This window comes from Micromonospora jinlongensis (assembly GCF_013410645.1).
In the GTDB taxonomy this organism is placed as follows: domain Bacteria; phylum Actinomycetota; class Actinomycetes; order Mycobacteriales; family Micromonosporaceae; genus Micromonospora; species Micromonospora zamorensis.
Genome location: NZ_JACCHK010000001.1, coordinates 2,923,585 through 2,940,361, shown reverse-complemented (window position 1 = coordinate 2,940,361; position 16,777 = coordinate 2,923,585). Strand labels below are relative to the sequence as shown.

The following is a 16,777-nucleotide window of genomic DNA, read 5'->3' as shown; positions in this document are numbered from 1 at the left end:
CCGACGGCCGGTCGGGCGCGGTTGCCCCACCGGCCGTTAGCCTCGCTGCTGAGCCTCGTGGGTCGTGGAATCCGCGCTCTCGCCCGGGCGTACGGGATTGGTCAGCTGGAATCCCGACGCCGCGAAGTTGGCCCCATGCTCGCGGTCGGACAGCACGAACGTTCCGCCCCGCTGCTCTGGCTGCCAACCACTCTTCAGGCCGCAGATGATGACCTCCCGCACGTCCGCGGGTGTGGGGTAGCCGTTGTCGACAACGTACGGCCCGGGTGCCGACAGCAGATCCGCTTCGAGCTTCTGGCTGCTCTTGCCGCCGGATCCCCAGGCGCGAACGTAGACGGCCCGGCGGTAGAAACCGTTGATCTGCACGCTGTGCAGCGCCGCGCGCCACATGAAGGTGTGCCCGTCGATGTGAATCTGCCGTAGTCGAGCCCGCATCTGAGCCACCTCCCTGCCTTCAAGATCGGCGGACGGGTCAGGCGTGCGTGGACAGGTCGAGGAGGTCACGGGCACCCTGTCGGAGCAGGGCGGCGGCGACGGAGGTCCCGAGGGTGATCGGATCCGCCGCCCATTCGTGTACATCGAGCACTGTCTTACCGTCGAGGCTGATCACCCTCGCCCGTAGGCCGAGGCGGCCGTCGGGTTCGGTGCGGGCAAGCGCAGCGATGGGGGAGTGACAGTTCCCCTGCAGGATGTGCAGCATGGTCCGTTCCGCCACGGTCTCCCGCCAGGCCCGTGGGTCACCGAGACTGGCTGCCAGGTCACGGGTGCTGGTGTCGTCATCCCGGCATTGCAGGACCAGGGTGCCGGAGCCGACGGCCGGGACCATCGTGTCGACGTCGATCGGGTGGGTGATGCGGGCGGCCTGTCCGATCCGCTCCAGCCCGGAGAACGCGAGCAGCAGCGCGTCGTACCTGTCCCCGGCGTCGAGTTTGGCGAGCCTGCTGTTCGCGTTGCCCCGGATGGCCACCGGCACCAGGTTCGGCCAGTGCAGCGCCAGCTGGGCGACCCGCCGGACGGCGGAGGTGCCAATCCGGGTACCGGGGGGCAGTTGGTCGATCCGCAGCCCGCCCGGGTGCACGAGGCAGTCCCGGACGTCGTCGCGGGCCAGGTAGGCGGCCATCACCGTGCCGGCTGGCGCCGGGCGGTCTCCGGGGACGTCCTTGACGCAGTGCACCACCAGGTCCACATCCCCGGCGAGCAGGGCCGCGTCCACCTCCTTGGTGAACGCTCCCTTGCCGCCCAGGGCGGCAAGGTCACCGTGCCACCGATCGCCGCTTGTCGACATCGACAGCACGTCCACTGTGACGTCGGGGTGCCGGTCGGCGAGCATCGCGCGGACCCGCTCGACCTGGGCGAGCGCCATCGGAGAGTTGCGGGTGCCGATGCGCAGCAGGCGGGAGTCGGACATACCGCCGAGGGTAATCCGCTCGCTGCGGGCGTCCGCGACCAGACCGGCCGCCCAGGCCGCGCGCCGTAATTCGGCCCTCGCATAGCAGATCGGAGCATGATCAGGGCGTTGTCCACAGTGGCGATGGTTGTCCACAGGATGACGCCGTCACTCTCCACCGTCCCGGCCGCCGCCATAGCGTCGCGCTGTGTCGCACGACGAGGAGACAGAGGTACGCCAGCGCCTGCGCCGGCTGACGGAGGCGGCTGTCGCGCCGCCGCGCCGGCCGGAGGCGCCGCTCACTGGCGTACCCCCGTCGTCCCTGGTCGGCTTGCAGCCCGTGGACGTGCTGTCCCCCCAGCCCGCCGGGCTGGTCTCGGAGCCGACATCGGACGGCCTTGCGGTCCCGTCCGAGTCGCGGCTGCCCGGCCCCGGGGCGTTCGACCCTGGGCGGCGCGGTGTGCGGGCGTTGGCGGTGGTCGCCGTGGTGGTGGTAGTGGGTGCGGCAGGTTGGGCCTGGCAGGCGCGGCCGCAGTCGGAGCCGGTCGCCCCGCTGGCCAGCGACGCCGCGCCGGTCGCGTCGGCGGGTGACCCCAGCGTGTCCAGCTCCGGCGAGGTGGTGGTGGCGGTCGCGGGCAAGGTCCGAAAACCCGGTTTGGTACGCCTGCCGGCCGGGTCCCGGCTCGCCGACGCGGTGCAGGCGGCCGGCGGCGCGCTGCCCGGGGTCGACGTGGCGCTGCTCAACCCCGCCCGCAAGGTCACCGACGGCGAGCTGATAGTGGTCGGGGTGACGCCACCGCCGGTGCCGGGCGGTGCGGCCGGGCCCGCCGCAGGCGGTGCGGCACCCGCCGCCGGGCCGCTGAACCTCAACACCGCGACGCTGGCACAGCTCGACGCGCTGCCCGGGGTGGGGCCGGTGCTCGCCCAACGGATCCTCACCCACCGAGACCAGCACGGCGGGTTCAAGTCCGTTGGCGACCTACGCCAGGTCGACGGGATCGGCGATGCCCGTTACGAACAGCTCAAGGATCTGGTGACGGTGTGAGCGAGTCCGCCGTCGCCGCTGGCCCTTCGCCGGCCGGTAGGGCTCAGCCCGCGCCGCTGGCTGGGCCGGCGCAGAGCACGCCGCTCGTTGGCCGGGCCCGGTCCGAGCCGCCGGATCTGCGACTGGCTGGGCTCGCCGTGGCGGCCTGGCTCACGGCGCTCGCCGGCCTGCACCTCGGCAGCCGCACCACGCTGCTGGTAGCGAGTACGGCGGCCGGTCTGACGGCAATTGGTGCCGTGCACCTGCTCGGCCGCCTCGGCAGTCCCCGAGCCATGGCGCGGCGCTACGGGTGGGTCGCCGTGGCGGTCGGCCTCGGTGTGATCTGTGGTGGTGCGGCCACCGCCGCCCGGCTCGCCGTTCGAGACGCGCCGGCGATCCGTGCCCTCGCCGAGCAACGCGCTCCGATCACCGCCGACCTGGTCGTCCGGGACGATCCGCGCCCGATCCGGAGCGCCGGGCGGCCGGGGATGCTGCTGGTGTCGACCGAACTGGTCCGGCTCACCGGCCCGGATGGTCGACGGATCCACGCGTCGGTGCGGCTACTCGTCCTGGCGACCGACCCGGCCTGGCGGGGCCTGTTGCCCGGGCAGCGCCTCACCGTCGACGGCCGGCTCGGCGTCCCGCGAGGCGGCGACCTCACCGCGGCGGTGCTCAGCACCAACGATCCACCGCAGCGGCACGGCGCGCCGTCCTGGGCGCAGCGCGCCGCCGGGACGCTGCGTACCGGCCTGCAACGGGCCTGCGCGCCGCTGCCCGACGACCCCGGCGGGCTGCTGCCCGGTCTGGTGGTGGGCGACACCAGCCGGCTGCCACCCGCCGTCGAGGCGGACTTCCAGGCCACCGGGATGACACATCTCAACGCGGTCTCCGGCTCCAACGTCGCGATCGTGGTGGGTGCTGTGTTGTTGCTGGCCCGGTGGTCGCGTGCCGGTCCGTGGCTCGCCGCCGCGCTGTGTGGGGTGGCGCTCGTGGGGTTCGTCATTCTGGTCCGCCCGTCGCCGAGCGTCGTACGGGCCGCCACGATGGGAGCGATCGGGCTGGCCGCGCTCGCCGCCGGTCGACCTCGGGCGGCGCTGCCCGCGCTGGCCGCCGCCGTGACAGTGCTGGTGCTCGTCGACCCCGAGTTGGCCGGGGACCCCGGGTTCGCCCTCTCCGTGCTGGCCACCGGTGGCCTGTTGCTGCTCGCGCCGCGCTGGCGGGACGGGTTGCGTCGGCGAGGAGTCCCGCCTGGGCTGGCCGAGGCATTGGCCGTGCCGGCGGCTGCCCAGCTCGCCTGCGGTCCGGTCGTCGCCGGGATCTCCGGCACTGTGAGCCTGGTGGCGGTGCCGGCGAACCTGCTGGCGGTGCCGGCCATCGCGCCAGCGACAGTGCTGGGCGTGCTGGCGGCCATGGTGTCGCCGATCTGGCCGGGCGGTGCCGAGTTCGTCGCGTGGCTGGCGAGTTGGCCGGCCTGGTGGCTGGTGGTCATCGCCCGCCAGGGTGCTCGACTGCCGGGTGGCACTCTGCCGTGGCCGGGCGGGGTTCCCGGTGCCCTGCTGCTGACCGGGCTGACCGTCGCGTTGCTGCTCGCGGTTCGCCGGCCACTCGTACGCCGGCTGGTGGCGGTGGTGGGGGTTGCCGCCGTGCTGGGTGCCCTGCCGGTTCGGCTGGTGGCCGCCGGCTGGCCGCCCGCCGGGTGGGTGGTGGTGGCCTGCGCGGTGGGGCAGGGCGACGCGCTGGTGCTTCCGGTCGACCCCGGCCGGGCCGTGGTGGTGGACGCCGGGCCGGAACCGGGTGCGGTGGACGCTTGCCTGCGTCGGCTCGGCGTACGGGAGGTGCCCCTGCTGGTGATCAGCCACTTCCACGCTGACCACGTGGGCGGCGTGGCCGGGGTGTTCCGGGGGCGGCGGGTGGGTGCCGTGCTGACGCCGTCGTCCACCGACCCGGAGAGCGGTCGGGACCTGGTTCGGGCGGCGGCCACCGGCGGGCGGGCCGCGCTGCTGACCACAGCGGCCGGCGCCCGTCATCCCGTGGGCGGGGTCGACCTGCTGGTGCTCGGCCCGCCGTACCCGCTGGCCGGGACCAGGTCCGACCCGAACAACAACTCGCTGGTGCTGCGTGCCACGGTGGCCGGGGTACGGATCCTGCTGGCCGGCGACGCGGAGACCGAGGAGCAGCACGCGATGGTGGCGCGGGCGGCACCCGGCCAGTTACGGGCTGACGTGTTGAAGGTCGCGCACCACGGGTCGGCGTACCAGGATCCGGGGTTCCTCGACGCGGTGCGGCCGACGGTGGCGCTCGTGCCGGTGGGCACGGGCAACACCTACGGACACCCGAGTCCGGGGCTGCTCGCCCAACTGGGCAGGGGCGGCGTGCGGGTGCTGCGTACCGACACGGACGGCGACGTGGCGGCGGTCCGAACGGGTGACGGTCTGGCGGTAGCCCGGCGTGGTGTGCCCGCAGGCCGCCAGCCCTGACCCCCCGGGCGGACAGTCCGGAGTCGCCCGCACAGCACCAAAACAGGCACCACAACTCCATGCTCGACGAAGTCGAGCCGCATCTTCTCCGCGATCTTGCATCTTCTGTTGCGGCATAGGGTTCATTCCGGGCATGTCGACGACCGAAACTGCAAGATCGGCGCCGGCGGAAGATCGCGAACGCGGTGGCGTGGATCAAGAAGTGCGGGCGACTTGCGGATTAAACGAATAATTGAGCTGTATGTCTGGATTTGCGCTGTGTGCGGGCTGCGCCGATCAAGCAGCGAATGAGCAGGCACGATCCCGAGCCGGGCCGTGCGAATATGGGCGGCGTGACCCCCGCCAGCCTCGCCCCCATTCTGCTCGTCCTCGGTGACGAGGAGCTGCTCGCCACGCGCGCGGTCACCGAAGCTGTCGCGAAGGTTCGCGGTGTGGACCCCGAGGCGGACGTCCGCGAATACCAGGCCAGCGCACTCACCGTTGGCGAGATCGCCGAGATGCTCAGCCCGTCGCTGTTCGGTGGGCGGCGGCTGCTGATCCTGCGCTCCGGTCAGGACGCCCGCAAGGATCTGGTCGCCGCACTGCTCGCGTACGCGAAGAACCCCGACCCCGACGTCCAACTGCTGGTGCTGCACCTGGGCGGCGCCAAGGGCAAGGCGTTCGCCGACGGGCTGCGCGCAGCCGGTGCGACTGTCGTGCCGGTGGCCCAGCTGCCGAAAGGGCCGAAGGGGCACCGCGACAGGGTGGCCTTCGTCCGCGACGAGATCCGCCGAGCTGGCGGAAAGTGCACCGACGACGCCGCCGAGGCGCTCATCGCGGCGGTCGGCAACGACCTGCGCGAGCTGGCCGCCGCCTGTTCCCAACTGATCGCCGACACGGACGGGCGGATCAGCGCCGACACGGTCTCCCGTTACTACCGCGGCAGGGTCGAGGTGACCGGCTTCACCGTTGCGGACGCCACCATGGTCGGTGACGTGCCGGCGGCGCTGGAGGCACTGCGCTGGGCCCTGCACGTCGGAGTCGACCCGGTGCCCATCGCCGACGCCCTGGCCGACGGGGTGCGCACGGTTGCCCGGGTGGCCTCGGCTGGGCGGGGCAACCCGTACCAGCTCGCCAGCAGCCTCGGGATGCCCGCGTGGAAGATCGAGCGGGCGCAGCGGCAGGGGCGTGGTTGGACGCCGGAGGGCCTGGTCCGGGCCATGCAGGTCGCCGCCGAGTGCAACGCGGCCGTCAAGGGCGGCTCCGACGACCGGGCGTACGCCCTGGAGCGGGCGGTCTTCTCCGTCGCCGCGGCCCGGCAGGGCAGCGCCAGGTGACGGGGGCGAACCGCCCGGCCTGGGCCACCATCCCCGTGGACGAGGAGCGTTACCGGCCGCTCTACGCCCGGCTCCTCGGCCTGCGGTTCGTCAACCCCGGCGGCGTGCTGTGCTTCCTCTTCTTCGAGGGCACCATCGCTCTGGCGGTGCTGCTCGCCCTCGCCGAGCTGGTCACCTGGTGGGCGGTGCTGGTGCTGCCCGTCGTGGTGGCGGCCATGGTCAAGCTCAACGACATGGTGGCCGCGATCGTGGTCCGCTCCGCCGCGCTGGTGCCCGAGCAGGAACGGGACCGTTTCCGCCGGCAGATGGAGCCGGCGGTCGGCCGAGCCCAGGTGGAGTGGATCTCGCACAGCGTCACCGGCGTGGTGATCACCGCGGATTCGGTGCCGCCCGCCCGCCGCCCCGACCCGTCAGACTGAGCGCGACCCGCCGGATCGAGCGCTGGTCGGTCGGATCGAGCGCCGGCCCGTCCGACTCAGCGCGATTCAGCAGATCGACCACTGACCCGGCGGGTTGAGCGTCAGCCCGTCCGACTCAGCGCCGCCCGGCGGATCGAGCGCCGGCCCGTGAGATTGAGCCGTCTGGTCTGCGGGCACGACACCTGCCTGCGGACACGCGGAAGCCCCGGGCCTGGGCCCGGGGCTTTCCGAATCGGTCTGACGGTTGAGTCGTCAGGCGGAGAGCGCACCCACGCGCTTCGCGATCGCGGACTTGCGGTTCGCGGCCTGGTTGGAGTGGATCACGCCCTTGCTGACGGCCTTGTCCAGCTTGCGAGAGGCGTCCAGCATCAGCGCGGTGGCCTTCTCGACGTCACCGGCCTCGGCAGCCTCGTTGAACTTCCGGACGGCGGTCTTCAGCGACGACTTGACCGACTTGTTGCGCAGCCGGGCCTTCTCGTTCTGCCGGTTGCGCTTGATCTGGGACTTGATGTTCGCCACGCGACAGCCTCGTCTTGATAGCTCGGGTTGGTCAGCTTGTGCGCTGGATGACGAACATGCGTCACCGCTGCGCGAAGAGCCAGGTTACCAGGTCGCCCGGGACGAGCCAAAACGGCTCGGCCTTCGCGCGGACGGACCCGGCCCGTCGACCACCAGATTACGCCCCCGACCATCACGGCGGCTCACCCCCAGCCCGCGTCGCCCCCAGGCCAGCCCGCCGCCAGGCCGGCCAGCCCGCCGCCAGGCCGGCCAGCCCGCCGCCAGGCCGGCCGGCTCACCGCCAGCCCTGGCGGCGGGCCAGCCAGTCGAGTGACTGCTCGCCGCTCCACCGCTGGTGGGCGGGCAGGTGCGGCGAGGCCGTCGCCGGTGCGGCCGCAGCGCCGGTGAGGTAGTAGCCGGCCAACGCGGCAAGGGTCGCGTCCAGCGCGTCCGGGGGCGCGCCGGCGGTCGCCGGGTGCGTGGCGAAGAGCCGGTCCGCGTCCAGCCCGCTGGTGTACGCGGTGAGCAGCAGGCCGGCCAGGTCGAACCAGGCCGGCCCGGAGCAGACCCAGGTCCAGTCGCAGAACCAGGCTCGGCCGTGCGCGTCGATCAGCACGTTGTCGACCCGCAGGTCGCCGTGGATCAGGCTGGTCGCCCCGGCGGCGTACCGGGGGAGGCGGGACTCCAGCGCCACCAGCTCGGCCAGGCGGCCCCGCGCCGGAGCGGGCAGTGGTGGGGCCGGCTCGCGCCCGGCGGCGACCTCCTCCCACCAGAGGATGTCCGAGCGGGCCAGGTCCGACAGCTGCGGCAGGCCGAGCGCGGTCAGCTCGACCGGGGGGTCGGCCAGGGCGGCGGCGACCTGCGCGTACCCGGCGAGGGTGGCGTCCAACTCGGCGGGCACCCAGGGCAGACGCGGGGTGTGGCCGTCGACGGCGTCGGTGCAGAGCACGAACCAGCCAGCTTCGGACAGGGTCCACCGGGGGCGGGGCGCCGGCAGGTCGGCCGGCAGCCGATCCAGGATCGCGGCCTCCCGGGCGTACCAGTCGACCAGATGCGGTTGCTCGGCGGCGGGTGCCGCCTTGACGAAGGCCCTGCCACCGTCGGCGGTGTGGAGCACTGCGGCGAAGCCGCGGGTGAAGCCCGCGCCCGCGACCCGGGCGGTGACCACCGGCGCGCCCAGGCGGTCGGCGACCGCGGCCCGCAGCGCCGCCGGCAGCGTCGGCCACGACGGGCGCAGCGCACTCGCGTGGTAGGGCACCGGCGGCAGCGGGGGAGGAGACACCACACAATGCTGCCCCGGGGTACGTGCGCGGCGCGCGGCGACACTGCCAGACTGCCAAGCCATGAGGACCGAGGACTTCTGGCAGCTGATCGACCAGGCTCGAGCGGGCGGTGGGGGAGAGCCCGGGCCGGTCGCCGCGCGGGCGGTCGCGCTGCTCGCCGAACGCGACCCGGAGGACATCATCGGGTACGCCCGGCACCAGACGAGGGTGCTGGCCGCCTCGCACAAGGCGGATCTGTGGGGTGCGGCGTACCTGATCAACGGCGGCGCTTCGGCCGACGGCTTCGAGCACTTCCGGGGCTGGCTGATGACCCAGGGTCGGGCGGTCTTCGCCCGGGCGGTCGCCGAACCGGACTCGCTGGCCGAGTTGCCCCAGGTGCGGGCGGCCTCGCTCAGCGGCGAGGAGTTCTCCGCCGAGCAGATGCTGTCGGTGCCCTGGGACGCGTACCGCAAGGCCACCGCGACCGAGTTGCCGGCGGACCGCGACCCGGTGCGTACGCCGGACCTCAACGACTTCTGGGACTTCGACGACGAGGAGGAGGCCCGCCGACGGCTGCCCCGGTTGGCCGCACTCTTCGTCGAACCGCCGATGGAGTGAGGGGTCCTCGGGCCGATCCATCGCCCGCGCAGCGGGCGTGCCCCGGCGGCGTGGGAACATAGAGGGGGTCGGCGGCGCGCCGGCCTGTTCACGTCAGCCGACCAGAACGGACCGCTGTGCCACCGAAGCTCGATCCCGGCGCGAACGCCCCTGGTGCCACCGACCCCGGTCGCATCCGGAACTTCGGCATCATCGCCCACATCGACCACGGGAAGTCGACCCTGGCCGACCGGATGTTGCAGCTCACCGGTGTGGTCGACCCCCGGCAGATGCGCGCCCAGTACCTGGACCGGATGGACATCGAGCGCGAGCGCGGCATCACGATCAAGAGCCAGGCCGTTCGCATGCCGTGGACCATCCGCGAGGGCGAGCGGGCCGGCGAGCACGCGGTGCTCAACATGATCGACACCCCGGGGCACGTCGACTTCACGTACGAGGTGTCCCGGTCGCTGGCCGCCTGCGAGGGCGCCGTGCTCCTGGTCGACGCCGCGCAGGGCATCGAGGCGCAGACCCTGGCCAACCTCTACCTGGCCCTGGAAAACGACCTGCGCATCATCCCGGTGCTCAACAAGATCGACCTGCCGGCCGCCCAGCCGGAGAAGTACGCCGAGGAGCTGGCCCATCTCATCGGTGGCGACCCCGCCGACTGCATCCGCGTTTCCGGCAAGACCGGCGAGGGCGTGCCGTACCTGCTCGACGAGATCGTCCGGCAGTTCATCCCGCCGGTCGGCGACGCGGCGGCGCCCGCCCGGGCGATGATCTTCGATTCGGTGTACGACGTCTACCGCGGCGTCGTCACGTACGTCCGGGTCATCGACGGGCGGATCAGCGCCCGGGACCGGATCAAGATGATGTCCACCGGCGCCGTGCACGAGCTGCTGGAGATCGGCGTCATCTCGCCCGAGATGGTCAAGGCCGAGGCGCTCGGCGTCGGCGAGGTCGGCTACCTCATCACCGGTGTGAAGGACGTCCGGCAGTCCCGGGTCGGCGACACGGTCACCATCAACAGCCGGCCGGCGGCCGAGGCGCTGGGTGGCTACAAGGACCCGAAGCCGATGGTCTACTCCGGCCTCTACCCGATCGACGGGTCCGACTACCCCAACCTGCGTGAGGCTCTGGACAAGCTCAAGCTCAACGACGCCGCCCTGGACTACGAGCCGGAGACCTCCGGCGCGCTCGGCTTCGGCTTCCGTTGCGGCTTCCTCGGCCTGCTCCACCTGGAGATCATCCGGGAGCGGCTGGAACGCGAGTACAACCTCGACCTGATCTCCACCGCGCCGAACGTCGTCTACCGGGCGATCACGGACGACGGCGAGGAGATCGTCGTGACCAACCCGAGCGAGTACCCCACCGGCAAGATCGCCGAGGTGTACGAGCCGGTCGTCCGAGCCACCGTGTTGACGCCCAACGACTACGTGGGCGCGGTGATGGAGCTCTGCCAGGGCCGGCGCGGCACACTGCTGGGCATGGACTACCTCTCCGCCGACCGGGTGGAGTTGCGCTACACGCTGCCCCTCGCAGAGATCATCTACGACTTCTTCGACCAGTTGAAGAGCCGTACCAAGGGCTACGCCTCGCTCGACTACGAGCCCTCCGGCGAGCAGGCGTCCGACCTGGTGAAGGTGGACATCCTGCTGCACGGCGAGCCGGTGGACGCGTTCAGCGCCATCGTGCACAAGGACAAGGCGTACAACTACGGCGTCACCATCGCCGCCAAGCTCCGTACCCTGATCCCGCGCCAGCAGTTCGAGGTGCCGATCCAGGCGGCCATCGGCAGCCGGGTCATCGCCCGGGAGACCATTCGGGCGATCCGCAAGGACGTGCTCGCCAAGTGCTACGGCGGCGACATCAGCCGTAAGCGCAAGCTGCTGGAGAAGCAGAAGGAAGGCAAGAAGCGGATGAAGATGGTGGGCCGGGTCGAGGTCCCGCAGGAAGCCTTCATCGCCGCGCTCTCCTCCGACTCGGGCGACGGCAAGGCGGCCGGGAAGAAGTAGCAGCTCCGGGGGCGGGTCCGCCGGCGCTCTGCTTGCGTGGTGGGGTGCTCTTGCGTGGTGGGACGCTCTGCGTCGTGGGGTGCTCTTGCGTCGTGGGGTGCTCTTGCGTCGTGCGGTGCTCTTGCGTCGTGGGGTGGTCCCGCCGGGGGTGTTGCGTCATGGGTGCTCTCGGGTGGCGTGGCCTCGCGCGAAGCGCCCCGGCGTAACCGACCTCCACAGTCCACCGGACCCCCGGGACCGGGCAAATCACCCATCGACTCGGTGCCTGCGCTCCGACTCGGCGCCTGCGCTCCGACTCGGCGCCTGCGCTCCTGAGGGCCCAGACAGCCTCTACCAGGCTGCCTGCCCAGGCATGATCCACTCGACTTCATGAATATCGCGGTATCCGGGACGGCTCGACACCCCGCCTTCCTGCAACCCGAGTCGATCAAGAAGCGTCGAGCGGGCCGAGGGTGAGCGGCTGGAACTCGAGGTCGGGCTCTGTATGCGGTCGTGGTCGAGATGTGCACGCTCTCAGGGGTGCCGCTGCCGGCAGATATGTTCCGGCGGCGCTTGCCTGCAACGCCGCGCTGGCTCAGCTCAGCGAGATCCACTCGGCTTCCGGGAAGCCGGGGTGTCAAAGGGTCGGCGATACCCCGACTTCCCGAAACGCGAGTCGATCTCTTCGCCTGGGGCTGCTCGTCTCGGCCGGTTCACCTGGGTCCGCTTCACCTCGACCGCTTCGCTTGGTCTGTTGACTCGTGCTGGTTGCTGGGTGGGCGCTACCGGCCATCGGGCATCGGCCATCGGCCACCCGCCCCGCGTACCAGCGACGGCGCACCCGCCACGGCGTACCGGCCACCGGGCATCGGCCACCGGGCACCGGCCACCGGCCACCGGCCACCGGCCACCGGCCACCGGCCACCCGCCACCGGCCACCGGGCACCGGGCATCGGCCACCGGGCACCGGCCACCGGCCACCGGCCACCCGCCACCCGCCACCCGCCACCGGGCATCGGGCATCGGGCACCGGGCATCGGCCACCGGGCACGGGCACCGGCGCCGGCGCGGGCTACCGGCCACGGGGTACCGGCACCGGGCACCGGGCGGCAAGAATTTTTCCTTGGGCTGTCTCGGGTGCCGGGGTCGAGCAGATGGGCACCCACCTGTGTGGATGCGCTCCCACGCGCAACCGACGCAGCTCTGGGCATCGACGTCTGGCGTTGCTATCTGAGGTGAGTCGGTTTGGATTTTCGGGAGGTCGGGCAATTGGTGGTCACGACAGGAAGCACACGTTGTGTGTCAGACATTCTTTGAAGGAGGGTGGCCGTGGAGCTCACCGTGTGGGGCATCATCACTGCGATCGTTGTTGGTCTCATCGTCGGCGCGCTGGGCCGCCTGGTTGTTCCGGGTCGGCAGAACATGCCGATCTGGCTGCACCTGTTGATCGGTGTGGGTGCGGCTCTGCTGGGCACTGTGCTGGCGCGGGCCATCGGCATCGCGACCGAGACGAACGGTGTCGACTGGGGCGAGCTGCTGGTGCAGGTCGTGGTGGCCGCGATCGCGGTCGCGCTGGTGGCCGGTGTGGGTGGCCGCCGCCGCGTGACCCGGTAACACCGAGCATCACCCCGTACCACTGCTAGATCTTCGATGGGCGCCCGACCGGCAGGTCGGGCGCCCATCGGCGTTCCTCCTCTTCGGAGGGTGGCTGGCTCTTCGGATCGTGGCCGGCCGTAGGTCTGGTTCGCCGGCTCGGCCGGTCGAGCCGCCGTGATCGACTCGGGTTCAGGGATGTCGGGGTGTCCCAGGGCCTCCGATACCGCAGTTTCAATGATCTCGTGTTGATCATGCGCCCAGCGGTACCGGCGGGCCGGGGACCGCCGGCCAGGCCGGGGACCGCCGGCCAGGCCGGGGACCGCCGGCCAGGTGGGGGACCGCCGGCCAGGTCGGGGACCTCGGCAGGACTGCGTGCGTCCGGCGGTCGGCGGTCGGCGGAACGTGTTCGTGTCTGCCAAATCGTGATCGTTTGGTGGGTGGAGTCGGTTTGGATTTTCGGACGGTCGGGCAATTGGTGGTCACGACAGGAAGCACACGTTGTGTGTCAGACATTCTTTGAAGGAGGGTGGCCGTGGAGCTCACCGTGTGGGGCATCATCACTGCGATCGTTGTTGGTCTCATCGTCGGCGCGCTGGGCCGCCTGGTTGTTCCGGGTCGGCAGAACATGCCGATCTGGCTGCACCTGTTGATCGGTGTGGGTGCGGCTCTGCTGGGCACTGTGCTGGCGCGGGCCATCGGCATCGCGACCGAGACGAACGGTGTCGACTGGGGCGAGCTGCTGGTGCAGGTCGTGGTGGCCGCGATCGCGGTCGCGCTGGTGGCCGGCGTTGGTCGCCGCCGCAGCGTCACCCGATAACGACCCGGCATCACCTGGTCGGACAGCACCACCGGCAAGACGGCAACACTGGAAAGAGCGCCCGGCCACTGGCCGGGCGCTCTTTCGTGTTGGTACGCCCGACTTCGACCCGATGCCGCAGTGCCGTTCGTCGGGCCTCTGCGGTACGGTCGCGACGCTTCGGCCAGTCCCGCCCACTGTCGTAAAGGAATTCTCCGTACTAGGGTGCGGCGGAGAAGGTTAGTTCCAGGCGGCGCGAGGGGAGCAGTGGCGTGAACAGGTGGAAGCGGTTGACCCCGGTCACCGTCATGGTGGCCTCGGCCGCGATGGTGCTGACCGGCTGTGGGGGTTCCGGCGACAAGGCGGCCGACGACAGCAAGCTCACGGTCTGGATGATGGGCGAGGGCGGCGACGCGCAGAACACCTTCCTCGACGGGGTCGAGGCCGAGTTCCGCCAGAAGCACCCTGACACCGACGTGGTGGTGCAGTACATTCCCTGGCTCGAGGCGCCCAAGAAGTTCCAGGCCGCGCTCGCCGGTGGCGAGGGACCGGACATCACCGAGCTGGGCAACACCGAGACCCAGGGCTGGGCGGCCCAGGAGGCGCTCGCCGACGTGAGTGGTCGGATGGGCGGCTGGGCCGACGGCAAGGACCTGCTGCCCGACCTGGTGCGCAACGCGCAGCTCGACGGCAAGCAGTACGGCGTGCCCTGGTACGCGGGCGTGCGCGCGATCTACTACCGCACCGACTGGTTCGCCGAGGCCGGAGTGCAGCCCCCGAAGACCTGGGACGACCTGGTCACGGTGGCGAAGACCGTGCAGGCGAAGAAGAAGGGCACCTACGGCATCGCCCTGCCAGGCAACTCGGAACTGCCCTTCTACTCCTTCCTGTGGGGCGCCGGCGGCGAGATCGCCAACAACCAGGGCGGCACCTGGAAGTCCGGCTACACCACACCGGAGGCGCAGCGGGCCGTCAAGTTCTGGACGGACCTGGTGACCGTGCACAAGGTGGCCCCGCCGGCCGCGGCCGGTTGGAACGAGATCGACGCGCGGACCCAGTTCGCCACCGGCAAGGCGGCGATGGCCTTCGCCGGCAGCTGGCAGCAGGGCGCCATCAAGAAGGACAACCCCGAGATCGAGAAGGTCTGGGGTACGTTCCCGATCCCCGGCCCGGACGGCAAGGCGGCACCCGGTTTCGCCGGCGGCTCGGACGTGGCGATCTGGAAGGACAGCGAGCGCCAGGACCTGGCCTGGGACTACCTGACCGTGCTGCTCAACAAGAAGAACTCGCAGAGCTTCGCGAGCAGCCTCGGCTTCTTCCCGGTCTACCAGGACCTGGTGGCCGGTGACGCGTACGCCAACGACAAGGTGATGGCGGCGTTCGCCACCACCATGCAGAACACCAAGCTCACGCCGCTCACCCCGAAGTGGGTGGAGGTCAGCCGGACCAAGACGGTGACCCAGGCGATGAACAGCTCGGTCATGAAGGGTCAGAAGACGGTCGAGAAGGCTACCGCCGACGCGGCCGGTGAGATGGAAAGCATCCTCAACGCCAAGTGACCACGCTGACCGAGGTGCCGGAGACGGCCGCCGCGCGGGAGACCCCCGCGCGGCGGCGTCGCCGGGTTGACCGCCTGCCCTACCTGCTACTCCTGCCCGCACTGGTGATCATCGGGGTGCTGCTGCTCTGGCCGCTCGGCCAGGTGGTGGTGATGTCCTTCTACCGGCTGAACACCGTCCGGCAACTGCGGGGCGACCGGGAGTGGCCGTGGGTGGGGCTGGGCAACTACGCCGACATCCTCTCCGATCCGTTCTTCCTGACGGTGCTGCGCAACACGGTGCTGTTCGCCGCGGCCAACGTGCTGCTCACCATGGTCCTCGGCACCCTGGTCGGGCTCCTGCTCAACCGGCTCGGCCGCAAGATGGCGACCTTCGTGGCCAGTTGCGTGATGCTCGCCTGGGCCACCCCGGCGCTGACCGGCACCATCGTCTGGAAGTGGATTTTCGACGACACGAGCGGCCTCGTCACGTGGCTGTTCAACGCCCTGCCTGACGGGCTCTCCAACGGTCTGTTCGGTCGTAGCGACTGGACCGGCTACGGCTGGTTCAACTCGCCGCTGCTCTTCTTCGCCATCCTCACCCTGGTGGTGGTCTGGCACTCGTTCCCGTTCATCGCGGTGAGCGTGCTCGCTGGTCTCAAGAGCGTGCCGAGCGAGCTGCACGAGGCTGCCCGGGTGGACGGCGCCAGCCCGTGGCGGGTCTTCTGGAAGATCACGTTTCCGCTGCTGCGGCCGGTCTTCGGGATCCTGATCGTGCTCTCCACCATCTGGGACTTCAAGGTCTTCACCCAGCAGTTCGTGCTGGCCGGCGGCACCCAGGACCGGCCGACGTTCATGCTCGCCATCTACTCGTACGCCGAAGCCTTCTCCCCGCCGCCGAAGTACGGACTCGGCGCGGCCATCGCGGTGATCCTCACGCTGATCCTGCTGGTGGTCACCGGCTTCTACGTACGGATGGTGCTCAGGCAGGAGGACGAGTCGTGAAGAAGGTCGCCCTCAACGGCGCCGGGCTGCTGGTCGCGCTCTTCGCGGCGTTCCCGGTCTACTGGATGATCTCCACCTCGTTGAAGCCGAGCAGGGAGATCTTCTCGTCCACTCCGCAGCCGGTGCCGACCCACCCGACGCTGGAGCACTACCGGGAGATCCTGACCGGCAACCTGATCCCCGGGGTGAGCTTCCTCGACTTCTTCCTCAACAGCGCGCTGGTCGCCGTATCCACAGTGGTGCTCAGTGGGCTGGTGGCCCTGCTGGCCGCGACGGCGGTGGCGCGGTTCCGCTTCAAGCTGCGGACCAGCTTCCTGATCATGCTGCTGGTGGTGCAGATGATCCCACTGGAGGCGCTGGTCATCCCGCTGTTCCTGATGATCCAGCGGTTGGGGCTCTACAACACCCTGCCCAGCCTGATCCTCACGTACCTGGGCTTCTCGCTGCCGTTCGCGGTCTGGATGCTGCGTGGTTTCGTCGCCGCGGTGCCGAAGGAACTGGAGGAGGCGGCGGCCATCGACGGGGCGAGCCGGGCCCAGATCTTCCGGCGGGTCCTCTTCCCGCTGGTCGCGCCCGGCCTGGTGGCCACCAGCATCTTCTCCTTCATCACGGCGTGGAACGAGCTGATCTTCGCGTTGACGTTCATCAACGACCAGGGGAGCTACACCCTGCCGGTGGCGATGACCTTCTTCTTCGGCCGCGACGACACCAACTGGGGGCCGGTGATGGCCGCGTCCACCCTGTTCACCCTGCCGGTCATCATCTTCTTCCTGCTGGTGCAGCGTCGGATGGTCTCCGGCCTGGTGGCCGGCGCCGTCAAGGGCTGAGCGGCCGGAAACGCTGAGCGGCCGGAAACGCTGAGCGGTCGG

15 protein-coding genes are annotated in these 16,777 nt (G+C 70.9%); 11 read left to right on the top strand and 4 right to left on the bottom strand.

Going from position 1 to position 16,777, the window contains the following annotated elements; genetic code table 11:
- Window positions 1-36 precede the first annotated feature (36 nt).
- On the bottom strand, window positions 37-435 hold the full coding sequence (locus tag HNR22_RS12695) for an integrase (RefSeq protein WP_179780547.1): 399 nt from the start codon (window positions 433-435) through the stop codon (window positions 37-39).
- A gap of 37 nt (window positions 436-472) precedes the next feature.
- Complete coding sequence (hemC, locus tag HNR22_RS12690) at window positions 473-1,408, bottom strand: hydroxymethylbilane synthase (RefSeq protein ID WP_179780546.1); 936 nt, start codon at window positions 1,406-1,408, stop codon at window positions 473-475.
- Window positions 1,409-1,595: 187 nt separating this feature from the next.
- On the opposite strand from hemC, the gene HNR22_RS12685 reads away from it, so the two are divergent.
- From HNR22_RS12685 to HNR22_RS12670, 4 genes are all read left to right on the top strand, one after another.
- Window positions 1,596-2,432: a helix-hairpin-helix domain-containing protein gene (locus HNR22_RS12685; protein WP_179780545.1), complete on the top strand. Its 837-nt coding sequence runs from the start codon at window positions 1,596-1,598 to the stop codon at window positions 2,430-2,432.
- A 56-nt stretch (window positions 2,433-2,488) separates the two neighbouring features.
- A complete protein-coding gene (locus HNR22_RS12680) occupies window positions 2,489-4,888 on the top strand; it encodes a ComEC/Rec2 family competence protein (protein ID WP_179783530.1) in 2,400 nt (799 codons plus the stop codon).
- 323 nt (window positions 4,889-5,211) lie between these two features.
- Window positions 5,212-6,204, top strand: a complete 993-nt coding sequence (gene holA / locus HNR22_RS12675; RefSeq protein WP_179783529.1) for a DNA polymerase III subunit delta — start codon at window positions 5,212-5,214, stop codon at window positions 6,202-6,204.
- Window positions 6,201-6,623 carry a hypothetical protein gene (locus HNR22_RS12670; RefSeq protein ID WP_088949713.1) on the top strand — a complete coding sequence of 141 codons (423 nt, stop codon included), beginning with the start codon at window positions 6,201-6,203 and terminating at the stop codon, window positions 6,621-6,623. The genes holA and HNR22_RS12670 overlap by 4 nt, the downstream gene beginning before the upstream one ends.
- A gap of 252 nt (window positions 6,624-6,875) precedes the next feature.
- Here the strand turns inward: HNR22_RS12670 and rpsT are convergent, their stop codons facing one another.
- Entirely contained in the window at window positions 6,876-7,142 is a 267-nt protein-coding gene (gene rpsT, locus HNR22_RS12665) for a 30S ribosomal protein S20 (protein WP_179780544.1), read from the bottom strand.
- A gap of 274 nt (window positions 7,143-7,416) precedes the next feature.
- Window positions 7,417-8,403, bottom strand: a complete 987-nt coding sequence (locus HNR22_RS12660; protein ID WP_179780543.1) for a phosphotransferase — start codon at window positions 8,401-8,403, stop codon at window positions 7,417-7,419.
- A 61-nt stretch (window positions 8,404-8,464) separates the two neighbouring features.
- Here HNR22_RS12660 and HNR22_RS12655 point away from each other — a divergent pair, with 61 nt between their 5' ends.
- From HNR22_RS12655 to HNR22_RS12625, 7 genes are all read left to right on the top strand, one after another.
- Window positions 8,465-9,001 carry a DUF4240 domain-containing protein gene (locus tag HNR22_RS12655; RefSeq protein ID WP_110562678.1) on the top strand — a complete coding sequence of 179 codons (537 nt, stop codon included), beginning with the start codon at window positions 8,465-8,467 and terminating at the stop codon, window positions 8,999-9,001.
- Between the two features lie 116 nt (window positions 9,002-9,117).
- Window positions 9,118-10,995 (top strand): translation elongation factor 4, encoded by a 1,878-nt coding sequence (gene lepA, locus HNR22_RS12650; protein ID WP_179780542.1) that lies wholly within the window; start codon window positions 9,118-9,120, stop codon window positions 10,993-10,995.
- A 1,308-nt stretch (window positions 10,996-12,303) separates the two neighbouring features.
- Window positions 12,304-12,588 (top strand): GlsB/YeaQ/YmgE family stress response membrane protein, encoded by a 285-nt coding sequence (locus HNR22_RS12645; protein ID WP_179780541.1) that lies wholly within the window; start codon window positions 12,304-12,306, stop codon window positions 12,586-12,588.
- Between the two features lie 514 nt (window positions 12,589-13,102).
- Window positions 13,103-13,387 carry a GlsB/YeaQ/YmgE family stress response membrane protein gene (locus HNR22_RS12640; RefSeq protein ID WP_179780540.1) on the top strand — a complete coding sequence of 95 codons (285 nt, stop codon included), beginning with the start codon at window positions 13,103-13,105 and terminating at the stop codon, window positions 13,385-13,387.
- Window positions 13,388-13,638: 251 nt separating this feature from the next.
- Complete coding sequence (locus tag HNR22_RS12635) at window positions 13,639-14,925, top strand: extracellular solute-binding protein (protein ID WP_179780539.1); 1,287 nt, start codon at window positions 13,639-13,641, stop codon at window positions 14,923-14,925.
- On the top strand, window positions 14,922-15,908 hold the full coding sequence (locus HNR22_RS12630; protein ID WP_179780538.1) for an ABC transporter permease subunit: 987 nt from the start codon (window positions 14,922-14,924) through the stop codon (window positions 15,906-15,908). Before HNR22_RS12635 ends, HNR22_RS12630 begins: the two co-directional genes overlap by 4 nt.
- Entirely contained in the window at window positions 15,905-16,735 is an 831-nt protein-coding gene (locus HNR22_RS12625) for a carbohydrate ABC transporter permease (protein ID WP_088949707.1), read from the top strand. The genes HNR22_RS12630 and HNR22_RS12625 overlap by 4 nt, the downstream gene beginning before the upstream one ends.
- Window positions 16,736-16,777: the final 42 nt, after the last annotated feature.